The following is a 15,478-nucleotide window of genomic DNA, read 5'->3' on the forward strand; positions in this document are numbered from 1 at the left end:
CGCTCGCTGCGCTCGCTCATGAACGCCAACCCTAGCCGGACCGGTGCGCCAGCGCGTCGCCCAGTGCCGTCCGCCAAGCGCGCAGGGGAGTCAGCCCCGCGTTGTCCCAGGCACGCGACGACAGCACCGAATACGCCGGGCGCCGTGCGGGTCTGGGAAACGCGGACGAGTCACAGGGCCGGACCCGCTCCGGGTCGGCGCCGATTCCGGCGAACACCGCGCGGGCGAGTTCGAACCGGCTGGCCTGGCCCGCGTTGGTGGCGTGCAGGATTCGCGGCGCATCCGGCCGGCCCGCCAGCTCCAGTAGTGCGGCGGCCAGATCGGCGGCATAGGTGGGTGAGCCGATTTCGTCGTCCACCACGTCGACGGTGTCGCGTTCCTGTTCCAGCCGCAGCATCGTCGCGACGAAATCGCCGCCGCGCCCGGTGTATACCCATGCGGTGCGCACCACGTGCGCGTTCGGGCACCCGGCCAGCACCGCCTGTTCGCCGGCGAGTTTGGATTTTCCGTAGACCGACGCGGGGCCGGTCGGATCGGTGGTGTCAATCGGCCGCTGGTGGGTACCTGGAAAGACATAGTCGGTGGACAGATGGATCAGCCGTGCCCCGAGCGCCGCGCAGGCCTCGGCGAGCACGGCCGGTCCGCTCGCGTTACCCGCGTACGCTGCCTCGGTCTCGGTTTCGGCCCGGTCGACAGCGGTGTAGGCGGCGCAGTTCAGCACCACGTCGCCGGGTGTGAGTACCGCGCGCACGGCGGCGGGGTCGGTGATGTCGAGTTCGGCGCGCCCGTAGCCGTGGGCGGCAGGCGCGAGACGCAGCAGTTCGCGGCCCACCTGCCCGTGTGCTCCCGTAACGACGAGGCGTGCGGATACGGTGGGGTCGGGCGCGGTGAGGTCGGTCACGGGCGCAAGTCTGGCATGCCGCCGCACTCGCGGTTGAGGTCCTTCGCAGTAACCGTTCGTTAGCTCGAGGCGTCTGGGGGATCCCGGAACCGGGCGGGGCGGGCGGGAAGCATAGGTGGCGGAGCGATTGCGCACACGTCGCCATGAACCCAGTTTCGGCGAGAGGATGCAGAGTTGTCGCAGCGGAGGGGCACATCGGTGTCGTCGGGGCCGCCCCAGCCCAGCACGCAGTCGTTCGGACCGTTGCGCTCGCTCGCCGCGGCCGCCGCCGTCCTCGTGCTCGTGCTCACCGGATTCGCCTGGCGCAGCGTCGATGCGCTGGTCGCCAACATCGAGCGCATCGGTGACCTCGGGCTCGGCGGCGGCCGCGACGGCGCGGTGGACATCTTGTTGGTCGGCGTGGACAGCCGGACCGACGCGCACGGCAATCCGCTGTCCGATCACGAGCTCGCCATCCTGCACGCGGGCGACGAGTCCGGCACCAACACCGACACCATCGTGCTGCTGCGCGTGCCGAACGACGGGCGCTCGGCCACCGCGATCTCCATTCCGCGCGACTCCTACGTCGACATTCCCGGCCTCGGCATGGGCAAGATCAACTCGGCCTACGGCGTGACCAAGGCGGCCCAATACGTGAAGCTGACCGAGCAGGGCGTCTCGGAGACCGACGCCGAGCGGCAGTCCACCCAGGCGGGCAGGCAGGCGCTGATCAAGACCGTGGCCACCCTGACCGGGCTCACCGTCGACCACTACGCCGAGGTGAGCCTGCTCGGCTTCGTGCTGCTCACCGACGCGGTCGGCGGTGTCGAAGTGTGCCTGCGAAACCCGGTCGAGGAATGGATGTCCGGCGCCGATTTCCCGGCGGGCCGTCAGCGCCTGGACGGGTCGCGGGCGCTGAGCTTCGTGCGCCAGCGTCACAATCTGCAGCGCGGCGACATCGACCGGATCGTGCGCCAGCAGGTGTTCATGGCGCAGTTGGTCCAGCAGGTGCTCAGCGCGAAGACGCTCGGCAGTCCGGGCACATTGCACAAGCTCAGCGACGCGGTGGGACGGACGATCGTGGTGGATGAAGGCTGGGATGTGCTCGACTTCCTCCAGCAGTTGAAGGATCTCTCCGGTGGGCAGGTGACCTTCGAGACCATTCCGGTCGCCGACCTCAACGGCGAGACCAGCAACGGCGAGTCCGTGGTCAAGATCGAGCCCAAGGCGGTCAAGACCTACATCGCCTCGCTGGTCGGCGCGGTGGCACCCGCGCGGACGACCGATGGCAGCGACCCGGCGGCGGTGACCGTCGACGTCTACAACGCGGGCGGCGTCGGCGGACTCGCGGCGGAGGTGGCGCAGGCGCTGAGCGCCAAGGGCTTCCGCCAAGGCACGGTGTCCAACTACACCGGTGAACGGGTGACCGGCAGCCGGGTGCTCGCCGCGGACCCGTCGAGCCGGAAGGCCAAGGCGGTGGCCACGGCGCTGGGCGGGCTGCCGATCCTCGCGGATCCGGCGCTGTCGCCGGATTCGGTGAGCGTCGTGCTGGCGAGCGACTATTCTGGTCCGGGCTCGGCGGCCGGGCGGGTGTTCGACTTCTCCGGAACGTCGACCTCCGCAACACCCGTCCCACCCGCCCCTCCGATCGATGCAGGCCAGAACGGACCGAAATGCGTGAACTGAACCATGCGTGACATCGACCAGACACACACACTCACCGAAGCGATACTCGATCCGATCCTCGCCCGCGAGCCCGCGGGCCCGCGCGTCACCTATTACGACGACGCGACCGGCGCGCGGATCGAACTGTCCGGCCTGACCCTGGCGAACTGGGCGGCCAAAACCGCCAACCTGATTCGCGACGAATTCGGTCTGAGCCAGGGCGCCCGGGTCGCCGTGCTGCTGCCCGCGCATTGGCAGACCGCCGCGGTGCTGCTCGGCTGCTGGTGGGCGGGCACCGAAGTGGTGCTGCACCCCGACGAGGACGCCGACTTGGCCTTGGCGACGCCCGATCGCCTCGACGACACCGACGGCGCCGGTGAGGTAGCGGCCCTGTCGCTGGACGCCATGGGCGCCCCGGTGCGTGATCTGCCGGTGGGCATCACCGATTTCGCCACCTCCGTGCGCGTGCACGGCGACCAGTTCCTGCCCCGCGGCGCCGGTGTCGCCCTGGAGGGCATGCCGGTCGCCGAGGTACTCGCCGAGGCACGAAAATCGGCGCTGCGGCAAGGCTTCGCCGAGGGCGATCGGGTGCTGTCCAGCACGCCGTGGGACACCCCCGCCGAGCTCATCGACGGCTACGTCGCGGTGCTTGCCGCGGGCGCCTCGCTGGTGCAGGTGGTCAACCCCGATCCGGCGCTGCGCGACCGGCGCATCGCTTCGGAACGGGTGACCGCACAGCGCCTGTGACTCGACATCCGCGGCGGCTCCTACCGCGGTATAGGCGCCGATCCGACCATAGGACGTTCCACTAGTTGGCGGACTTCCGTACGGTGGAGTGGATAGCACAACGACGGGGTTGAACTATGAAGCCACAGTATTGGTTCCGCTGGTTGTCGGTGCAGGGCGCGCCTCGCCTCGCGCTGCGCTTTCAGGCCCGCCGTGGCGACCCGTTCGCCGAGTTGATGGCCGGGCCCACCGGCAGCGATGACCCTTACTCGCTGATCGAGCAGTTGCGGGGGCGAGGCAGGCTGCAGCGGACCTCGATCGCGTGGGCCACCTTCGACTACGAGCTGAGCCGCTCCATCCTGCGCGACACCCGCTTCGGGGTACGCACCACGGAGAGCTTCAACATCCCCAAACCGCTGCAGAAGCTTGCCGAGCGGTTCCCGCTGCCGGCGAACCCGGTCGAACCGCCGTCGATGCTGGTGATCGATCCGCCGGAGCACACCCGGATGCGCAAGCCGGTCGCTTCGGCATTCACCCCGCGCGCCGTCCGCAGGCTGCGCGACCGCGTCGAGACGGTCACCGAGGAGCTGCTGAACGCGCTGCCCGCGGGCGGGCCGGCCGATCTGATCGAGTCGTACGCCTCCCAGGTGCCGATCGCGATCATCTCCGAGATGCTCGGCTTCCCCGACGAGGACAAGGCGAGGTTCCTGCACTGGGGCGATCAGATGACGCCGTTGCTGGACATCGGCATCCCATGGCGCGCGTATCGCAAGGCCCTGCTGGCCATGGAGGTGATGAACGACTACCTGGACCGGCACATCGAACGGCTGCGCCGTGAGCCGGGCGAGGACATCCTCAGCAGTCTGGTCACCGCGGGCGAGCTGGACTCCGTCGCGCTGAAGGCCACCGCGAGCCTGCTCATGGGCGCCGGCTTCGAGACGACGGTCAACCTGATCGGCAACGGCGTCGCACAGCTGCTGGCCCACCCCGACCAGCTGGAGCGGCTGCGTGCCGAGCCCGAGCTGTGGCCGAACGCCGTCGAGGAGATCCTGCGCTTCGACTCGCCGGTGCACACCACCGCGCGGACCGCGTTGACCGACGTGGAACTCGACGGCGTCCTGGTGCGCGCGGGCAACACGGTGGTGCTGTCGCTGGCGGGCGCCAACTACGACCCGGCGGTCTTCGCCGATCCCGGACGGTTCGACGTCGGGCGCGACAACGCCAAGGACCACCTGTCCTTCAGCAGCGGCGTGCACGCCTGCCTCGGCGCCAGCCTGGCCAGGATGGAGGGCGGCTACGCGCTGCGGGCGCTGTTCGAGCGGTTCCCCGACTTGCGCCTGGATGGTGTGCCGATGCGGCGCAACCTGTTCACGCTGCACGGCTATGAGCGGATGCCGGTCCAGCTCGGCCGCCGTGCGCAGGCGCCCGAACCGTCGGCGGTCTGATCAGCCTGCGCTCTTCCAGACGTAGCGGGTCTTCGGACGACCTGCTCTGCCGTAGTCCGAGCGCCGGATCACCAGGCCGTCGTCGGCCAGTTTCTCCAGATAGCGCCAGGCGGTGATGCGGGAGACCCCGATCGCGGTCGCGGTGTCCGCGGCCGTGACGCCCTCGTTCTCGGCGGCGCGCACCGCACGGGAGATCTCGTCCAGCGTCTGCGGCGCGACGCCCTTGGGGGTGGCGGCGCGCTGGTCGGGAGTGCGCAACGCGCTTAACGCCCGGTCGATGTCGTGCTGCGAGATGGCGCTCTCGCCCGCGGGCAGCGCGGTGCGGAACTCGCGGTAGCGCTCCAGCTTGTCGCGGAACGCGGCGAACGTGAACGGCTTCAGCAGATACAGCACGACGCCGTGCGACACGGCGGTGCGCACCAAGGCGAGATCCCGCGCGGAGGTGATCGCGATGACGTCCGGGCGCGGCGCCAGCCCGGTCAGCGCGGCGGCCACGTCCAGGCCGCTGGCGTCCGGCAGCCCGATGTCCATCAGCACCAGGTCGATCGGAGTGCCCTCGGCAGCGGCATCGGCCGCCGCGCGCATCGCCTCGCGTCCGGTATGGGCGACGCCGACGGGCGTGAATCCGGCGATGCGCTCCACGTAGGCGCGGTGCGCTTCGGCGATCAGCGGCTCGTCCTCGACGATCAGCACACGGATCATCGTGCTCCCTTTCGTGGAATCGTCACGGTCACCGCGCTTTCGGGATCCCGTTGGGTGCGGATTGTTCCGCCGTGGCGGGCCACCAGCCGGTGGACCAGTGCGAGACCGAGCCCGTGATGGTGGGCTTTGGTCGAATAGCCTCGTTGCGACGCGCGCCCGAACATCTCCGCCGACATACCGGGCCCGCTGTCGGCGACCCGGACGACCAGCATGGACGCGCCATTGGCCGCCCCGGCAGCCGCGTCCACCTTCTGATGTCGCAACGTGACCTCCACCCACCCGGACGGGCTGTCCGCCGCGGCGTCGATCGCGTTGTCGACGAGATTGCCGACCAGTGTGACGGTTTCGTGCGGCGACAGCGGGTCCACCGAATCCAGGGCGGTGTCATCGGTGATGGTCAGCTCGATGCCGCGTTCGGCGGCCTGGTTCACCTTGCCGAGCAGCAGCGCGGCGAGTGCGGGCGCGCCGACCGCCGCGAACAGCCGGTCGATCAGCGCCTGGGACATCTGCAGCTCCGAGGTGGCGAAGTCGACGGCTTCCTGGTGGCGGCCGAGTTCGACCATGGTGACCACCGTGTGCAGCCGGTTCGCGGACTCGTGCGCCTGCGCCTGCAACGACTCCGCGAAGCTGCGCACGGAATCGAGTTCGCCCATCACCGCCTGCAATTCGGTGTGGTCGCGAATCGTCATCACGGTGCCGATCTGGCGGCCCTCCCACTCCACGGTGTCCTGGTTGACCAGCAGAATCCGATCGGTGGTCACATGCATCTCGTCGCGCACGGTGCCCGTGCTCATCCGCTGTAGCGACAGCGGGAGGTCGATGCGCCGCACCGCGCCCGCGGGCAGGTCGAGCAGGCGGCGCGCCTCGTCGTTGACCACCTCGGCGTTCTCGCCGGACGGTCCGAACACCATCAGTCCCTCGCGGACCGAGTGCAGCACGGCGTCGTGGTGTTCGTACATCACGCGCAGTTCGTCGGGCGCGAGGCCGTGGGTCTGCCGCCGCAGCCTGCGGCTGAGCAGGAACGATCCGATCGCCGCGACCAGCAACCCCGCGCCCGCAACGCCGAGGATCACCGGCAACTGGGTGGCGACCTGGTCGCCGATCTTCGCGCGGGTCACCCCCACGGCGACCAGAGCGACGATCCTGCCGTCGTCGTGGACCGGAGTGACGGCTCGGATGGAGGGACCGAGGCTGCCGGTGTAGGTCTCGGTGAAGGTCTCGCCCGCCAGGGCGCGATCGATGGTGCCGCTGAACGGCAGTCCGATCATCGCTGGGTTGGTGTGCGTGTAGCGGGTCCGGTCCGGCGCCATGACCACGATGAAGTCCATGCCGGTCTCGCGCCGGATCTCCTCGGTCACCGGCTGCAGCAGCGCCGCCGGATCGGGCGTGCCGACGGCTTCGATGGTGAAGGGCGAATCGGCCACGGTCACCGCGACGTCGGTGACCTCGCGGGTGGTGATGACGTCGCTGTCGCGCCTGGCGTCCAGCACCGCGAGCACCGCCGCGATCGCGACCATCATCGCTAGCACGACCAACTGGAAGACGAAGGCCTGACCGGCGAGGGAGAGCCGCCTGAGTCTCACAAGCTCTTCCTCCACTGAAAGTAATGCACCAAACAGTGACCGGAGTCACCCGGCCGACCATCATTCTGCCTGGGGGGCGTGAGCCACCTCACTTCGGTACCTCTCGAAGGGAAATCCTCGCCATGAGCGACTCGACTAGAACGCGGCACGACCGCACCCATTGGCTGTACCTGGCCGTCATCGTGGCGGTGATCGCAGGCGTACTGGTCGGCTGGCTGGCGCCCGGCGTCGCGCAGTCGTTCGCTCCGCTGGGCACCATCTTCGTCAATCTCATCAAGATGATGATCGCCCCCGTCATCTTCTGCACCATCGTGCTCGGGATCGGCTCGGTGCGCGCCGCCGCCACGGTCGGCAAGGTCGGTGGCCTGGCGATCGGCTACTTCCTGGCCATGTCGACCATCGCGCTCGGGATCGGCCTGGTCGTCGGCAATCTGCTGCAACCGGGCACCGGGCTGAATATCGCCAAGTCCACCAAAGCCGGTCACGATCTGGCCGACAAGGCGCACAGCGCGGGCGGCACCTGGGACTTCATCCAGAACATCGTCCCCTCCACGCTGCTGTCCTCGCTCACCGCGGGCAACGTCCTGCAGGCGCTGTTCGTCGCGCTGCTGGTCGGTTTCGCGGTGCAGGCCATGGGCACGGCGGGCGAGCCGATCGTGCGCGGGGTGGCGCTGCTGCAGAAGCTGGTGTTCCGGATCCTGGTGATGATCCTGTGGCTGGCGCCGGTCGGTGCCTTCGGCGCGATCGCCAACGTGGTCGGCAAGACCGGCCTGGACGCTGTGGTGAAGCTGGGCACGCTGATGATCGCGTTCTACTTGACCTGCCTGGTCTTCGTGTTCGGTGTGCTGGGCGTGCTGCTGTGGGCCGTCTCGCGGGTGTCGATCCTCAAGCTGGTTCGCTATCTGGCGCGGGAGTACCTGCTGATCGTCGCGACGTCGTCCTCGGAATCAGCGCTGCCGCGTTTGATCGCGAAGATGGATCACTTGGGCGTCGAGCGCACCACGGTGGGCGTCGTCGTGCCGACCGGGTATTCGTTCAACCTGGACGGCACCGCCATCTACCTGACCATGGCGTCGCTGTTCATCGCCGAGGCGATGGGCAAGCCGCTGTCCGTCGGCGAGCAGGTGGGCCTGCTGCTGTTCATGATCGTCGCGTCCAAGGGGGCGGCGGGCGTCACCGGGGCCGGCCTGGCCACGCTGGCGGGCGGATTGCAGAGCCACCGGCCCGACCTCCTCGACGGCGTCGGCGTGATCGTCGGCATCGACCGCTTCATGTCCGAGGCGCGCGCGCTGACCAACTTCTCCGGCAACGCGGTCGCCACGGTGCTGATCGGCACCTGGACCAAGACCCTCGACGCGGACCAGGTCCGCGCGGTGCTCGATCGCAAGCTGCCCTTCGATGAGCGCACCATGGTCGACGACGACCACGGGACGCCCGGCGCACCGCTCGCCCAGGAGCCCGAAGCCATAGATCTGGTCAAGGCATGACGGGCGCTACCGGACGAAATCCGTCCGCAGCCTGCGCCGGGCCGAGCGAAGGCGAGGCAGCCGTCTAGACGCACCGGTGCACGACGAAGGGCCCGCAAGATCTGCGGGCCCTTCGTGCCGGTCAGGCCGCCCACTTCTCCGGGTGGAGGTGGTGCTGGGTGATCGCGCTGGCGTGGCCGTGCCCGAACCCGTGCTCGGTCTTCAGCCACTCGACGAGTTCCTTGTGCGAGGTCAGCCCGGTGGCGCGCATGGCGGCCTTCCACTCGTCGATGGTGCGGCCGTACTTGGCCTCGATGGAGGGGAAGTAGGACGCGGGGCCGTGCGGCTTGGTCGCCATGGTCGATCTCCTTGCTCGTCGTGCGTTCGGTGGTTATGACGGGGCGAGCTCCGGCAACTCATCGCCGCGTCAGCGCATATGTCGCGGATCACCTCGCGGCCTGATCCGCTGGACTGCGGCAGGATTCGGTGGCCGGTGGTGGCGACGTGTCACGCCAGCGCGGCCGTGCGACGGTTGCGCAGGCCGTGCTCGCGGATCAGCAGCGCACCGGTGAGCGCGACCAGCGCGGCGGTGAGGCCGTGGATGCCGAATGCCGCGGCGGCGGAACCGTTCCAGCTGAGCACGGTGAGCATGTCGCCGATCGGCACCAGCGCGACGACCAGGGTCACGATGCCAAGCGCGTACCGCTGCCGGAGGCCGAGCAGCACCAGGATCAGCACGCCGAAGACGGTGTCCCGCACGCCCTTCAGGTTCATGAACGCCGCCGCGTCACCGTCCGGCCAGGCGGGAAGCCCGAAGCCGGGGGCGATGGTGTACGGGGCGACCAGGTAGCTGATCCCGATGTAGAGGATGAACGCGGCGCCGATCAGGGACAGGACGGTGGCGATACGGGAGAGGTTCATGGCGGTGCTCCTGACTTCTTATCACTGCTCCAAAATCTAGCGTCACTAGATCATATAGCGAGACTAGCGGAGCCTTGGTAGCTTGTCTAGCGGCGCTAGAATTTCGGCATGACCACTCAGACGCGCAAGGAGCGAGAGCGGGCCGAACGCAAGCAGCGCATCGTCGACACCGCACGCGAGCTCGCCGAAGACCAGGGTTGGGAAGCGGTGACCGTGCGCCGTCTCGCCGACCGCATCGAATACAGCCAGCCGGTGCTCTACAGCCATTTCGCGGGCAAGTCGGCGATCGTCTCGGCAGTCGCGGAACAGGGATTCGCCGAACTCACCACCGTCGTGCGGCAGGCGCACGCGGAGGCCACCGACGACGCCGATCGGCTGCGCCGGGTCGCGCGGGCCTACCTGGAATTCGCCGCCGCCAACCCAGCGCTCTACGACGCGATGTTCTCGATGAGCACGGATCTCACCTTCGGACTCGAAGCACCCCTGCCACTGCGCGAGGGCTTCGCCGCGCTGGAAGCCATGTTCCGCCCCTTGGTCGACGATCCCGACCTCGGCGCACGCACCGAGGTCGCCTGGAGCACCCTGCACGGCCTGGCCACGCTCGAACGCGGCGGACGCCTGCGCGCCGAGTTGCGGGACCAACGCCTCACCCTGCTCGTCGCGGAATGGCTTGCCGCCGTCGGCGCGCCATCCGCCTGATCCACCGCTCCGGCCGACACTTTGATCGCGGCGGCGGTTACGACCGGCAGCTCACCAAGATGGCTGGGTGCGTGATTTCGAGATATTTCGGGCGCAGTCAACTGTCTTGTATAAGAAGTCGAAACGCGGCGTGGACGGGGGTCAAGGGCCTGACAGCGCGAAAGTCCTTCTCGTCGAGGGTCAATATCGCGTTGGTCAGATAGCGCTCGGCGAGAACCACATTGACGGCGTCAGCGAGATCCAGGCGCAGTCCGCGGTACTGCTCGATGAGCTTCTGGGCAACTCGCAGATCATGGTGATCCACGGTCGGAACCAGTGCGGCACCTTCTTCCGCGGATGTGACGAGGTCGTTCAGTACAGGATCGGCGACATGCCGGTCTTTGCCGAAGCGTGCGACGAGTAGGTGGTCGACCTCATCGAGGACCAGTGGTGAGACGACCGCGACGGACGTCGCGAGCAGCTCGCGGACACGCGCGCCTTGCGGCGCCGCGCTGTCGTAAGCCGCGATGATCGCCGACGTGTCGGCGATGAAGAAGCTCACGGTTCGTAGGCGTCGTTGAGCAGTGTGTCTGCCCGAGCGGCGAATTCCGGATCGCCGGAGTCGAACATCGGCCATGGACGCGTGCGTGGAGTGCGCGGTGTCCGCAGCAGGACGAGATCGATGCCTTCCCGGATAAGGTCGGCCTCGGATCGGCCGGAAGCCTCCGCGGCCCGCTTCAGACGGGACGCTTGCTCCGCTTCGAGATATACGCTCGTCTTCGACTTCATGGACATAGGGTAACACGTAGGGTATCGACGAATTGCGGTGTCGGCCGCGCGTCCCGATGATGGTCGGCCGGTAGCGTAGGGGTATGGCTGATGTGGTGGTGGTCGGCTCCGGGCCGAACGGGCTCACCGCCGCGGTGATCCTGGCCAGGGCGGGGCTGGAGGTGGAGGTCTACGAGGCCGAGGCGACGCCAGGGGGTGGGTCGCGGACGGCCGAGCTGACGCTGCCCGGCTACCGGCACGACGTGTGCGCGGGCGCGCATCCGATGGCGTTGGCGTCACCGGTGTTCCGCGCGTTCGATCTGGCCGCGCACGGTGTCGAACTGCTCGCCCCGGAGGTGTCCTACGCGCACCCGCTCGACGGCGGCGTGGCGGGGCTGGCGTGGCGGGATCTGGGGCGGACAGTGGATGACCTCGGTCGCGACGGGTTGGCCTGGCGCAGATTGCTCGCGCCGCTGGTGCGGAACTGGCCGGACGTGGTCGATGTCGGGATGTCGGATCTGCGCCGGGTGCCATCCGGGCTCGCGACCGCGGTCCGCTTCGGCCTGCGCGTGCTCGAGCAGGGATCACCGCTGTGGGACATCAGGTTTCGCGACGAAGTCGCGCCAGCCCTGCTGACCGGCGTCGCCACCCACGCCATCATCCCACCGCGCGCGATCACGGCCGCTGGGGCCGGGCTGATGCTGGCCACCCTGGCCCATGCCGGGGGCTGGGTTCTTCCGCGCGGCGGCAGCCAGGCGATACCGGACGCGTTGATCGCCGAGCTGGAACGTCTCGGCGGCCGGGTGCACACCGGGCACCGGGTCGACGCACTGGACGAGTTCGCCGACGCCCGTGCGATCCTGCTCGACATCTCCCCGGCCGAACTGCTGCGCATCGCGGAGTATCGGTTGCCCGCACGCTATGCGAAGCGACTGCGGCGCTTCCGCTACGGCGGCGCGGCCTGCAAGATCGACTTCGCCCTTTCCGGTCCGGTGCCGTGGCAGGCCGAAGGCTGTGCGCTGGCCGGAACGGTGCACGTGATCGGTACCCGCGCCGAAGCCATGGCGGCCGAGCACGCCGTGGCCATGGGACGACATGCCGAACGCCCCTACGTGCTGTCCATCCAGCCCGGCGTGGTCGACTCCACCCGTGCGCCCGCTGGCGGCCACACCTTCTACACCTACGCCCACGTGCCGAACGGCTCCACCCGCGATATCAGCGCGGACGTGATCGCCCAGGTCGAGCGCTTCGCACCGGGTTTCCGCGACCTGATCGTGGCCAAGAACGTCCGCACCGCGGCCGAAATGCCCACCCACAACGCCAACTACATCGGCGGCGACATCTCCGCGGGTGCGATGACCCTGCGTCAGTTCGCATTCCGCCCGGCTCCGCGCTGGAATCCCTACGCCACTTCGATTCCCGGCGTCTACCTGTGCTCCTCGGCCACCCCGCCCGGGCCGGGCGTGCACGGCATGAACGGCCTGCATGCCGCACGCCACGCCCTACGCGACCGCTTCGCCATCCACACCGACCCTCTCGACCTCCTGCGCACCTCTGCCGCTCAGCCCCACTGAGCTCTCGCAGACCAGGCCGGTGGCTACGGCGTCCCGGTTCCGCGCACAGCCTCATGCTGTGCGCGGAACCGACGGGACCTAGCTCTTGGCGGGCTCGGTGCGGTACAGGTCGGGTTCGAGGTAGATGACGCGCGCCGCGGGCACCGCCGCGCGGACGCGGGACTCGGCGTCATCGATCGCGGTCGCGATAGCGGCGACGTCCAGGCCGGGGACCACGCCGACCTTCGCCGCCACGAGCAGCTCCTCCGGACCGAGATACTGGGTCTTGAGGTGGATCACCCGATCGATGCGGGTGTCGTCGACCAGGTTCGCGTGGATCAGCCGGTTCTCGTCGGGCGTGGCGCCCTCGCCGATCAGCAGGCTCTGCATCTCCACGATCAGCACGATGGCGATGACACCGAGCAGCGCGCCGATGGCCAGAGTGCCGAGACCGTCCCACACCGGGTCGTCGGTGAGCATGGTCAGGCCGACACCCCCCAACGCCAGCAGCAGGCCGACCAGCGCGCCGGTGTCCTCCAGCAGCACCACCGGAAGCTCCGGGCTGCGCGAATTGCGGATGAACCGCCACCAGCTCGCGTCGCCCTTGAGCGGCCTGGATTCGCGGACCGCCGTCATGAAGCTGTAGATCTCCAGCCCGATCGCGATCAGCAGGATCACGATCGCCACGATCGGCGAGCTCAGCTCCTCTGGATGCTGGATCTTGTGGATGCCCTCGTAGATGGCGTATCCGGAGCCGAGGGTGAACAGCACCAGCGCCACGATGAACGAATAGAAGTAGCGGTTGCGCGCGTACCCGAACGGGTGCAGCTCGGTTGCTTCCTTCGCGGCGCGCTGCTGGCCGAGCAGCAGCAATCCCTGATTGCCGGTATCGGCCACGGAGTGCACGGCCTCGGCGAGCATCGATCCCGAGCCCGTGATCGCCGCACCGACGAACTTCGCCGCGGCGATTCCCGCGTTCGCCGTCAACGCGGCGATGATCGCCTTCTTGCCACCGCCAGCCGACATGGCCGCATGTCCTCTCTGTCTTCGAGCTATCCGCGAACAGCCTAACGGGCGGACCGTTCAGGCGGTCGGGCCGACGCACGCGCAGAACAGTTGGACGTCGCCGTCCACCGCTTGGGCCCGAATGTCGGTGTCGGCGGCGGAGATCCAGGCCGCGCCGCCGCGGGTGAGCTCGAGCGAGGCGTCGTTCTGCCACAGGCGCACCGTTCCCGCGGTGCACAGCACGATGCCCGGTCCCGCCGCGGTGAGCGGTACCCGCGCCGAGCCCGCGACGAGGTCGAAGCGCCGCAGCGCGAACTCCGGCGCGGGCGTGCGATAGCGCACCGACCCGTCGCCCGCCGGTTCCGGCAGCACGACGGGCAGGCTGATCGGCTCGAAGTCCAGCACGCGCAACAGCTCCGGCACGTCGACGTGCTTCGGGGTCAGACCGCCGCGCAGCACGTTGTCGGAGTTGGCCATGATCTCCACGCCGAGCCCGCGCAGGTAGGCGTGCAGGTTCCCGGCCGCCATGTACAACCCCTGGCCCGGCTGCAGGGTGACCCGGTTCAGCAGCAGCGCGGCGAGCACGCCCGCGTCGCCGGGGTAGGCCTCGGCGAGTTCGAGTGTGGTGCGCGCCTCGGCGGTGAACTCGCGCGTGCCCTTGCCGGACAGGTATCGCACGCAGCCGTCCAGCACCGCGGGCAGCAGTGTGGCGAGCACGTGGTGCGGCAGCGTGATCCAGGTGGTGAACAAGGTCCGCAAGCCAGCCGAATCAGGTTGGGCGGCAAGCAGTTCGGTGTAGGAGCTCAGCGAGTCAACGGCCAGCGCGCGGAGCAACGCGACCGTGCGGTGCGGGTCCCGGAAACCGGCCAGCGCCTCGAAGCGATCCAGCGCGACGATCAACTCGGGCTTGTGGTTCTCGTCGCGGTAGTTGCGCAGCGGCGAGTCCAACGGCACCTTGGCCCGGTTCTCCTTGTCGAACCCCGCCTTGGCCTGCGCCATGCTCGGATGCGCCTGCAAGGACAGCGGTTCCTCGGCCGCCAGGATCTTCAGCAGGAACGGCAGCTTGCCGCCGAATTCCGCGGCGGCCGCGCCCAATTCCCGATCCGGGTCTTCGGCGACGAGCTCCAGCAGCGAGGTGGTGCGGTCGTCGAGCCGCACATACGCGGGGTCGGCGGGGTGGGCGCCGAACCACAGTTCCGCCTCCGGATGGGCGGACGGCACCGGCCTGCCGCACAGCTGAGCGAGCGCGGTGCGCGATCCCCAGGCATACGAACGGAGCGCACCAACGAGTTCGTGCACTAGTAGCTTCCCCCGAACTGCCCCTGGCCCTCGGCCGCGACGGCGCGCGAGCCGATCAGCCGCAGGTAGGCGGCGGCCATCTCCAGTCGCAGTGCCAGTACGGCGAGCTGTTCGAGTTCGGTGCCCTGTCCGGGCGCGGACTCCTCGGCGCGGGTGGGTCCTGGCGCGGTGGGGTCGGTCATCTCGGTATGCAGTAGGTCGACGTCGGCGTTCACCAGGTCGGCGTCCACCAGATTCGACTCGCCGCCGAACACCGCGATGCGGCGGCGCGCGGCGGCGCGATCGCGATCGGCGCTGAGCACGAACACCCGGATGCGTTCCACCGGAGCGGGTCCGTCGAGCTCCTCGTCGTGGAACAGCGGATCGAAACCGGGCGCGGATTCGCCTGCGGCCTCGGTCATCGTGGCCCTGGCCGCGACGGCCTCGGCCAGGTCCACCGCGGTGGCGACCTTGCCCGCGGACTGCAGCAGCACCTCGGCGCCGTGCTCGGCCAATTCGGCGGCGGCCGGTGAATCGCCCGCCAGCACGATGCCGCGCTGCTGCATCCGCGCGGCCAGCGTCTTGGCGGGATTGTGGAAGACCTCGTTGTGCGGACTGTCGCGCAGCGCCTCCGCGTCCAGCACGTCGGCCAGCTCGGCGAGTTCGGGGACGGCAACGCCGGTGCGCACCGGGTCGACCGCCCGCAGTACCGCGATCCCGGCGGCCAGGAAGCGCAGCAGACGGTTGTGCCCGAGCACCTGCACCCTCGGCTCCAGCACGGCGGCTCGACCGGCCGCCGCGGCACGCA

16 protein-coding genes are annotated in these 15,478 nt (G+C 69.2%); 6 read left to right on the forward strand and 10 right to left on the reverse strand.

Annotation, left to right across the window (positions count from 1 at the left end; genetic code table 11):
* Window positions 1–31: 31 nt before the first annotated feature.
* On the reverse strand, window positions 32–901 hold the full coding sequence (rfbD, locus tag NA4_RS32765; RefSeq protein WP_067479078.1) for a dTDP-4-dehydrorhamnose reductase: 870 nt from the start codon (window positions 899–901) through the stop codon (window positions 32–34).
* Between the two features lie 243 nt (window positions 902–1,144).
* Here rfbD and NA4_RS32770 point away from each other — a divergent pair, with 243 nt between their 5' ends.
* The 3 genes from NA4_RS32770 (at window position 1,145) to NA4_RS32780 (ending at window position 4,716) form a co-directional block, all read left to right on the forward strand.
* The gene (locus NA4_RS32770) at window positions 1,145–2,566 is read left to right on the forward strand and encodes an LCP family protein (protein WP_067479080.1); all 1,422 of its coding nucleotides are present in this window, start codon (window positions 1,145–1,147) and stop codon (window positions 2,564–2,566) included.
* Window positions 2,567–2,569: 3 nt separating this feature from the next.
* A complete protein-coding gene (locus NA4_RS32775; protein ID WP_067479082.1) occupies window positions 2,570–3,292 on the forward strand; it encodes a TIGR03089 family protein in 723 nt (240 codons plus the stop codon).
* Window positions 3,293–3,408: 116 nt separating this feature from the next.
* Window positions 3,409–4,716, forward strand: coding sequence for a cytochrome P450 (locus tag NA4_RS32780; RefSeq protein WP_067479084.1), 1,308 nt, complete (start codon window positions 3,409–3,411; stop codon window positions 4,714–4,716).
* On the opposite strand, the gene NA4_RS32785 is transcribed toward NA4_RS32780, so the two are convergent.
* Both NA4_RS32785 and NA4_RS32790 read right to left on the reverse strand, forming a co-directional pair.
* Window positions 4,717–5,418 (reverse strand): response regulator, encoded by a 702-nt coding sequence (locus NA4_RS32785; RefSeq protein ID WP_067479086.1) that lies wholly within the window; start codon window positions 5,416–5,418, stop codon window positions 4,717–4,719.
* Window positions 5,415–6,938 (reverse strand): ATP-binding protein, encoded by a 1,524-nt coding sequence (locus tag NA4_RS32790; protein ID WP_067479107.1) that lies wholly within the window; start codon window positions 6,936–6,938, stop codon window positions 5,415–5,417. Before NA4_RS32790 ends, NA4_RS32785 begins: the two co-directional genes overlap by 4 nt.
* 185 nt (window positions 6,939–7,123) lie before the next feature.
* Between NA4_RS32790 and NA4_RS32795 the strand changes: the two genes are divergently transcribed.
* Window positions 7,124–8,488 carry a cation:dicarboxylate symporter family transporter gene (locus tag NA4_RS32795; protein WP_067479088.1) on the forward strand — a complete coding sequence of 455 codons (1,365 nt, stop codon included), beginning with the start codon at window positions 7,124–7,126 and terminating at the stop codon, window positions 8,486–8,488.
* A gap of 121 nt (window positions 8,489–8,609) precedes the next feature.
* Here the strand turns inward: NA4_RS32795 and NA4_RS32800 are convergent, their stop codons facing one another.
* Window positions 8,610–8,825, reverse strand: a complete 216-nt coding sequence (locus tag NA4_RS32800) for a DUF4287 domain-containing protein (protein WP_067479091.1) — start codon at window positions 8,823–8,825, stop codon at window positions 8,610–8,612.
* 149 nt (window positions 8,826–8,974) lie between these two features.
* On the reverse strand, window positions 8,975–9,388 hold the full coding sequence (locus tag NA4_RS32805) for a DUF4267 domain-containing protein (protein ID WP_067479093.1): 414 nt from the start codon (window positions 9,386–9,388) through the stop codon (window positions 8,975–8,977).
* A 108-nt stretch (window positions 9,389–9,496) separates the two neighbouring features.
* Between NA4_RS32805 and NA4_RS32810 the strand changes: the two genes are divergently transcribed.
* On the forward strand, window positions 9,497–10,087 hold the full coding sequence (locus tag NA4_RS32810; RefSeq protein WP_067479095.1) for a TetR/AcrR family transcriptional regulator: 591 nt from the start codon (window positions 9,497–9,499) through the stop codon (window positions 10,085–10,087).
* A 97-nt stretch (window positions 10,088–10,184) separates the two neighbouring features.
* On the opposite strand, the gene NA4_RS32815 is transcribed toward NA4_RS32810, so the two are convergent.
* Together NA4_RS32815 and NA4_RS41710 are read right to left on the reverse strand one after the other, a co-directional pair.
* A complete protein-coding gene (locus NA4_RS32815) occupies window positions 10,185–10,628 on the reverse strand; it encodes a PIN domain-containing protein (RefSeq protein ID WP_067479097.1) in 444 nt (147 codons plus the stop codon).
* On the reverse strand, window positions 10,625–10,855 hold the full coding sequence (locus NA4_RS41710; RefSeq protein ID WP_067479099.1) for a ribbon-helix-helix domain-containing protein: 231 nt from the start codon (window positions 10,853–10,855) through the stop codon (window positions 10,625–10,627). The genes NA4_RS32815 and NA4_RS41710 overlap by 4 nt, the downstream gene beginning before the upstream one ends.
* Before the next feature lie 83 nt (window positions 10,856–10,938).
* Here NA4_RS41710 and NA4_RS32825 point away from each other — a divergent pair, with 83 nt between their 5' ends.
* On the forward strand, window positions 10,939–12,408 hold the full coding sequence (locus tag NA4_RS32825; protein WP_067479100.1) for a phytoene desaturase family protein: 1,470 nt from the start codon (window positions 10,939–10,941) through the stop codon (window positions 12,406–12,408).
* Between the two features lie 78 nt (window positions 12,409–12,486).
* Here NA4_RS32825 and NA4_RS32830 read toward each other — a convergent pair whose 3' ends face one another.
* From NA4_RS32830 to NA4_RS32840, 3 genes are all read right to left on the reverse strand, one after another.
* The gene (locus NA4_RS32830; RefSeq protein ID WP_067479103.1) at window positions 12,487–13,413 is read right to left on the reverse strand and encodes a cation diffusion facilitator family transporter; all 927 of its coding nucleotides are present in this window, start codon (window positions 13,411–13,413) and stop codon (window positions 12,487–12,489) included.
* Window positions 13,414–13,470: 57 nt separating this feature from the next.
* Complete coding sequence (gene manA, locus NA4_RS32835) at window positions 13,471–14,691, reverse strand: mannose-6-phosphate isomerase, class I (RefSeq protein ID WP_067479105.1); 1,221 nt, start codon at window positions 14,689–14,691, stop codon at window positions 13,471–13,473.
* Window positions 14,691–15,478: tobH protein (locus NA4_RS32840; protein WP_067479109.1), on the reverse strand; the 788-nt coding region annotated here is incomplete at its 5' end. The genes NA4_RS32840 and manA, both read right to left, overlap by 1 nt.

The sequence above is a fragment of the Nocardia amamiensis NBRC 102102 genome (genome assembly GCF_001612745.1).
Classification (GTDB): domain Bacteria; phylum Actinomycetota; class Actinomycetes; order Mycobacteriales; family Mycobacteriaceae; genus Nocardia; species Nocardia amamiensis.

Bases quoted from the DNA above. Each gene is read 5' to 3' on its own strand.
- NA4_RS32795 (WP_067479088.1), top strand. From the start codon at position 7,124: ATGAGCGACTCGACTAGAACGCGGCACGACCGCACCCATTGGCTGTAC.
- NA4_RS32790 (WP_067479107.1), bottom strand. From the start codon at position 6,938: ATGATGGTCGCGATCGCGGCGGTGCTCGCGGTGCTGGACGCCAGGCGC.
- NA4_RS32825 (WP_067479100.1), top strand. From the start codon at position 10,939: ATGGCTGATGTGGTGGTGGTCGGCTCCGGGCCGAACGGGCTCACCGCC.
- NA4_RS41710 (WP_067479099.1), bottom strand. From the start codon at position 10,855: ATGAAGTCGAAGACGAGCGTATATCTCGAAGCGGAGCAAGCGTCCCGT.
- NA4_RS32805 (WP_067479093.1), bottom strand. From the start codon at position 9,388: ATGAACCTCTCCCGTATCGCCACCGTCCTGTCCCTGATCGGCGCCGCG.
- NA4_RS32780 (WP_067479084.1), top strand. From the start codon at position 3,409: ATGAAGCCACAGTATTGGTTCCGCTGGTTGTCGGTGCAGGGCGCGCCT.
- NA4_RS32775 (WP_067479082.1), top strand. From the start codon at position 2,570: ATGCGTGACATCGACCAGACACACACACTCACCGAAGCGATACTCGAT.
- NA4_RS32830 (WP_067479103.1), bottom strand. From the start codon at position 13,413: ATGTCGGCTGGCGGTGGCAAGAAGGCGATCATCGCCGCGTTGACGGCG.
- NA4_RS32810 (WP_067479095.1), top strand. From the start codon at position 9,497: ATGACCACTCAGACGCGCAAGGAGCGAGAGCGGGCCGAACGCAAGCAG.
- NA4_RS32785 (WP_067479086.1), bottom strand. From the start codon at position 5,418: ATGATCCGTGTGCTGATCGTCGAGGACGAGCCGCTGATCGCCGAAGCG.
- NA4_RS32800 (WP_067479091.1), bottom strand. From the start codon at position 8,825: ATGGCGACCAAGCCGCACGGCCCCGCGTCCTACTTCCCCTCCATCGAG.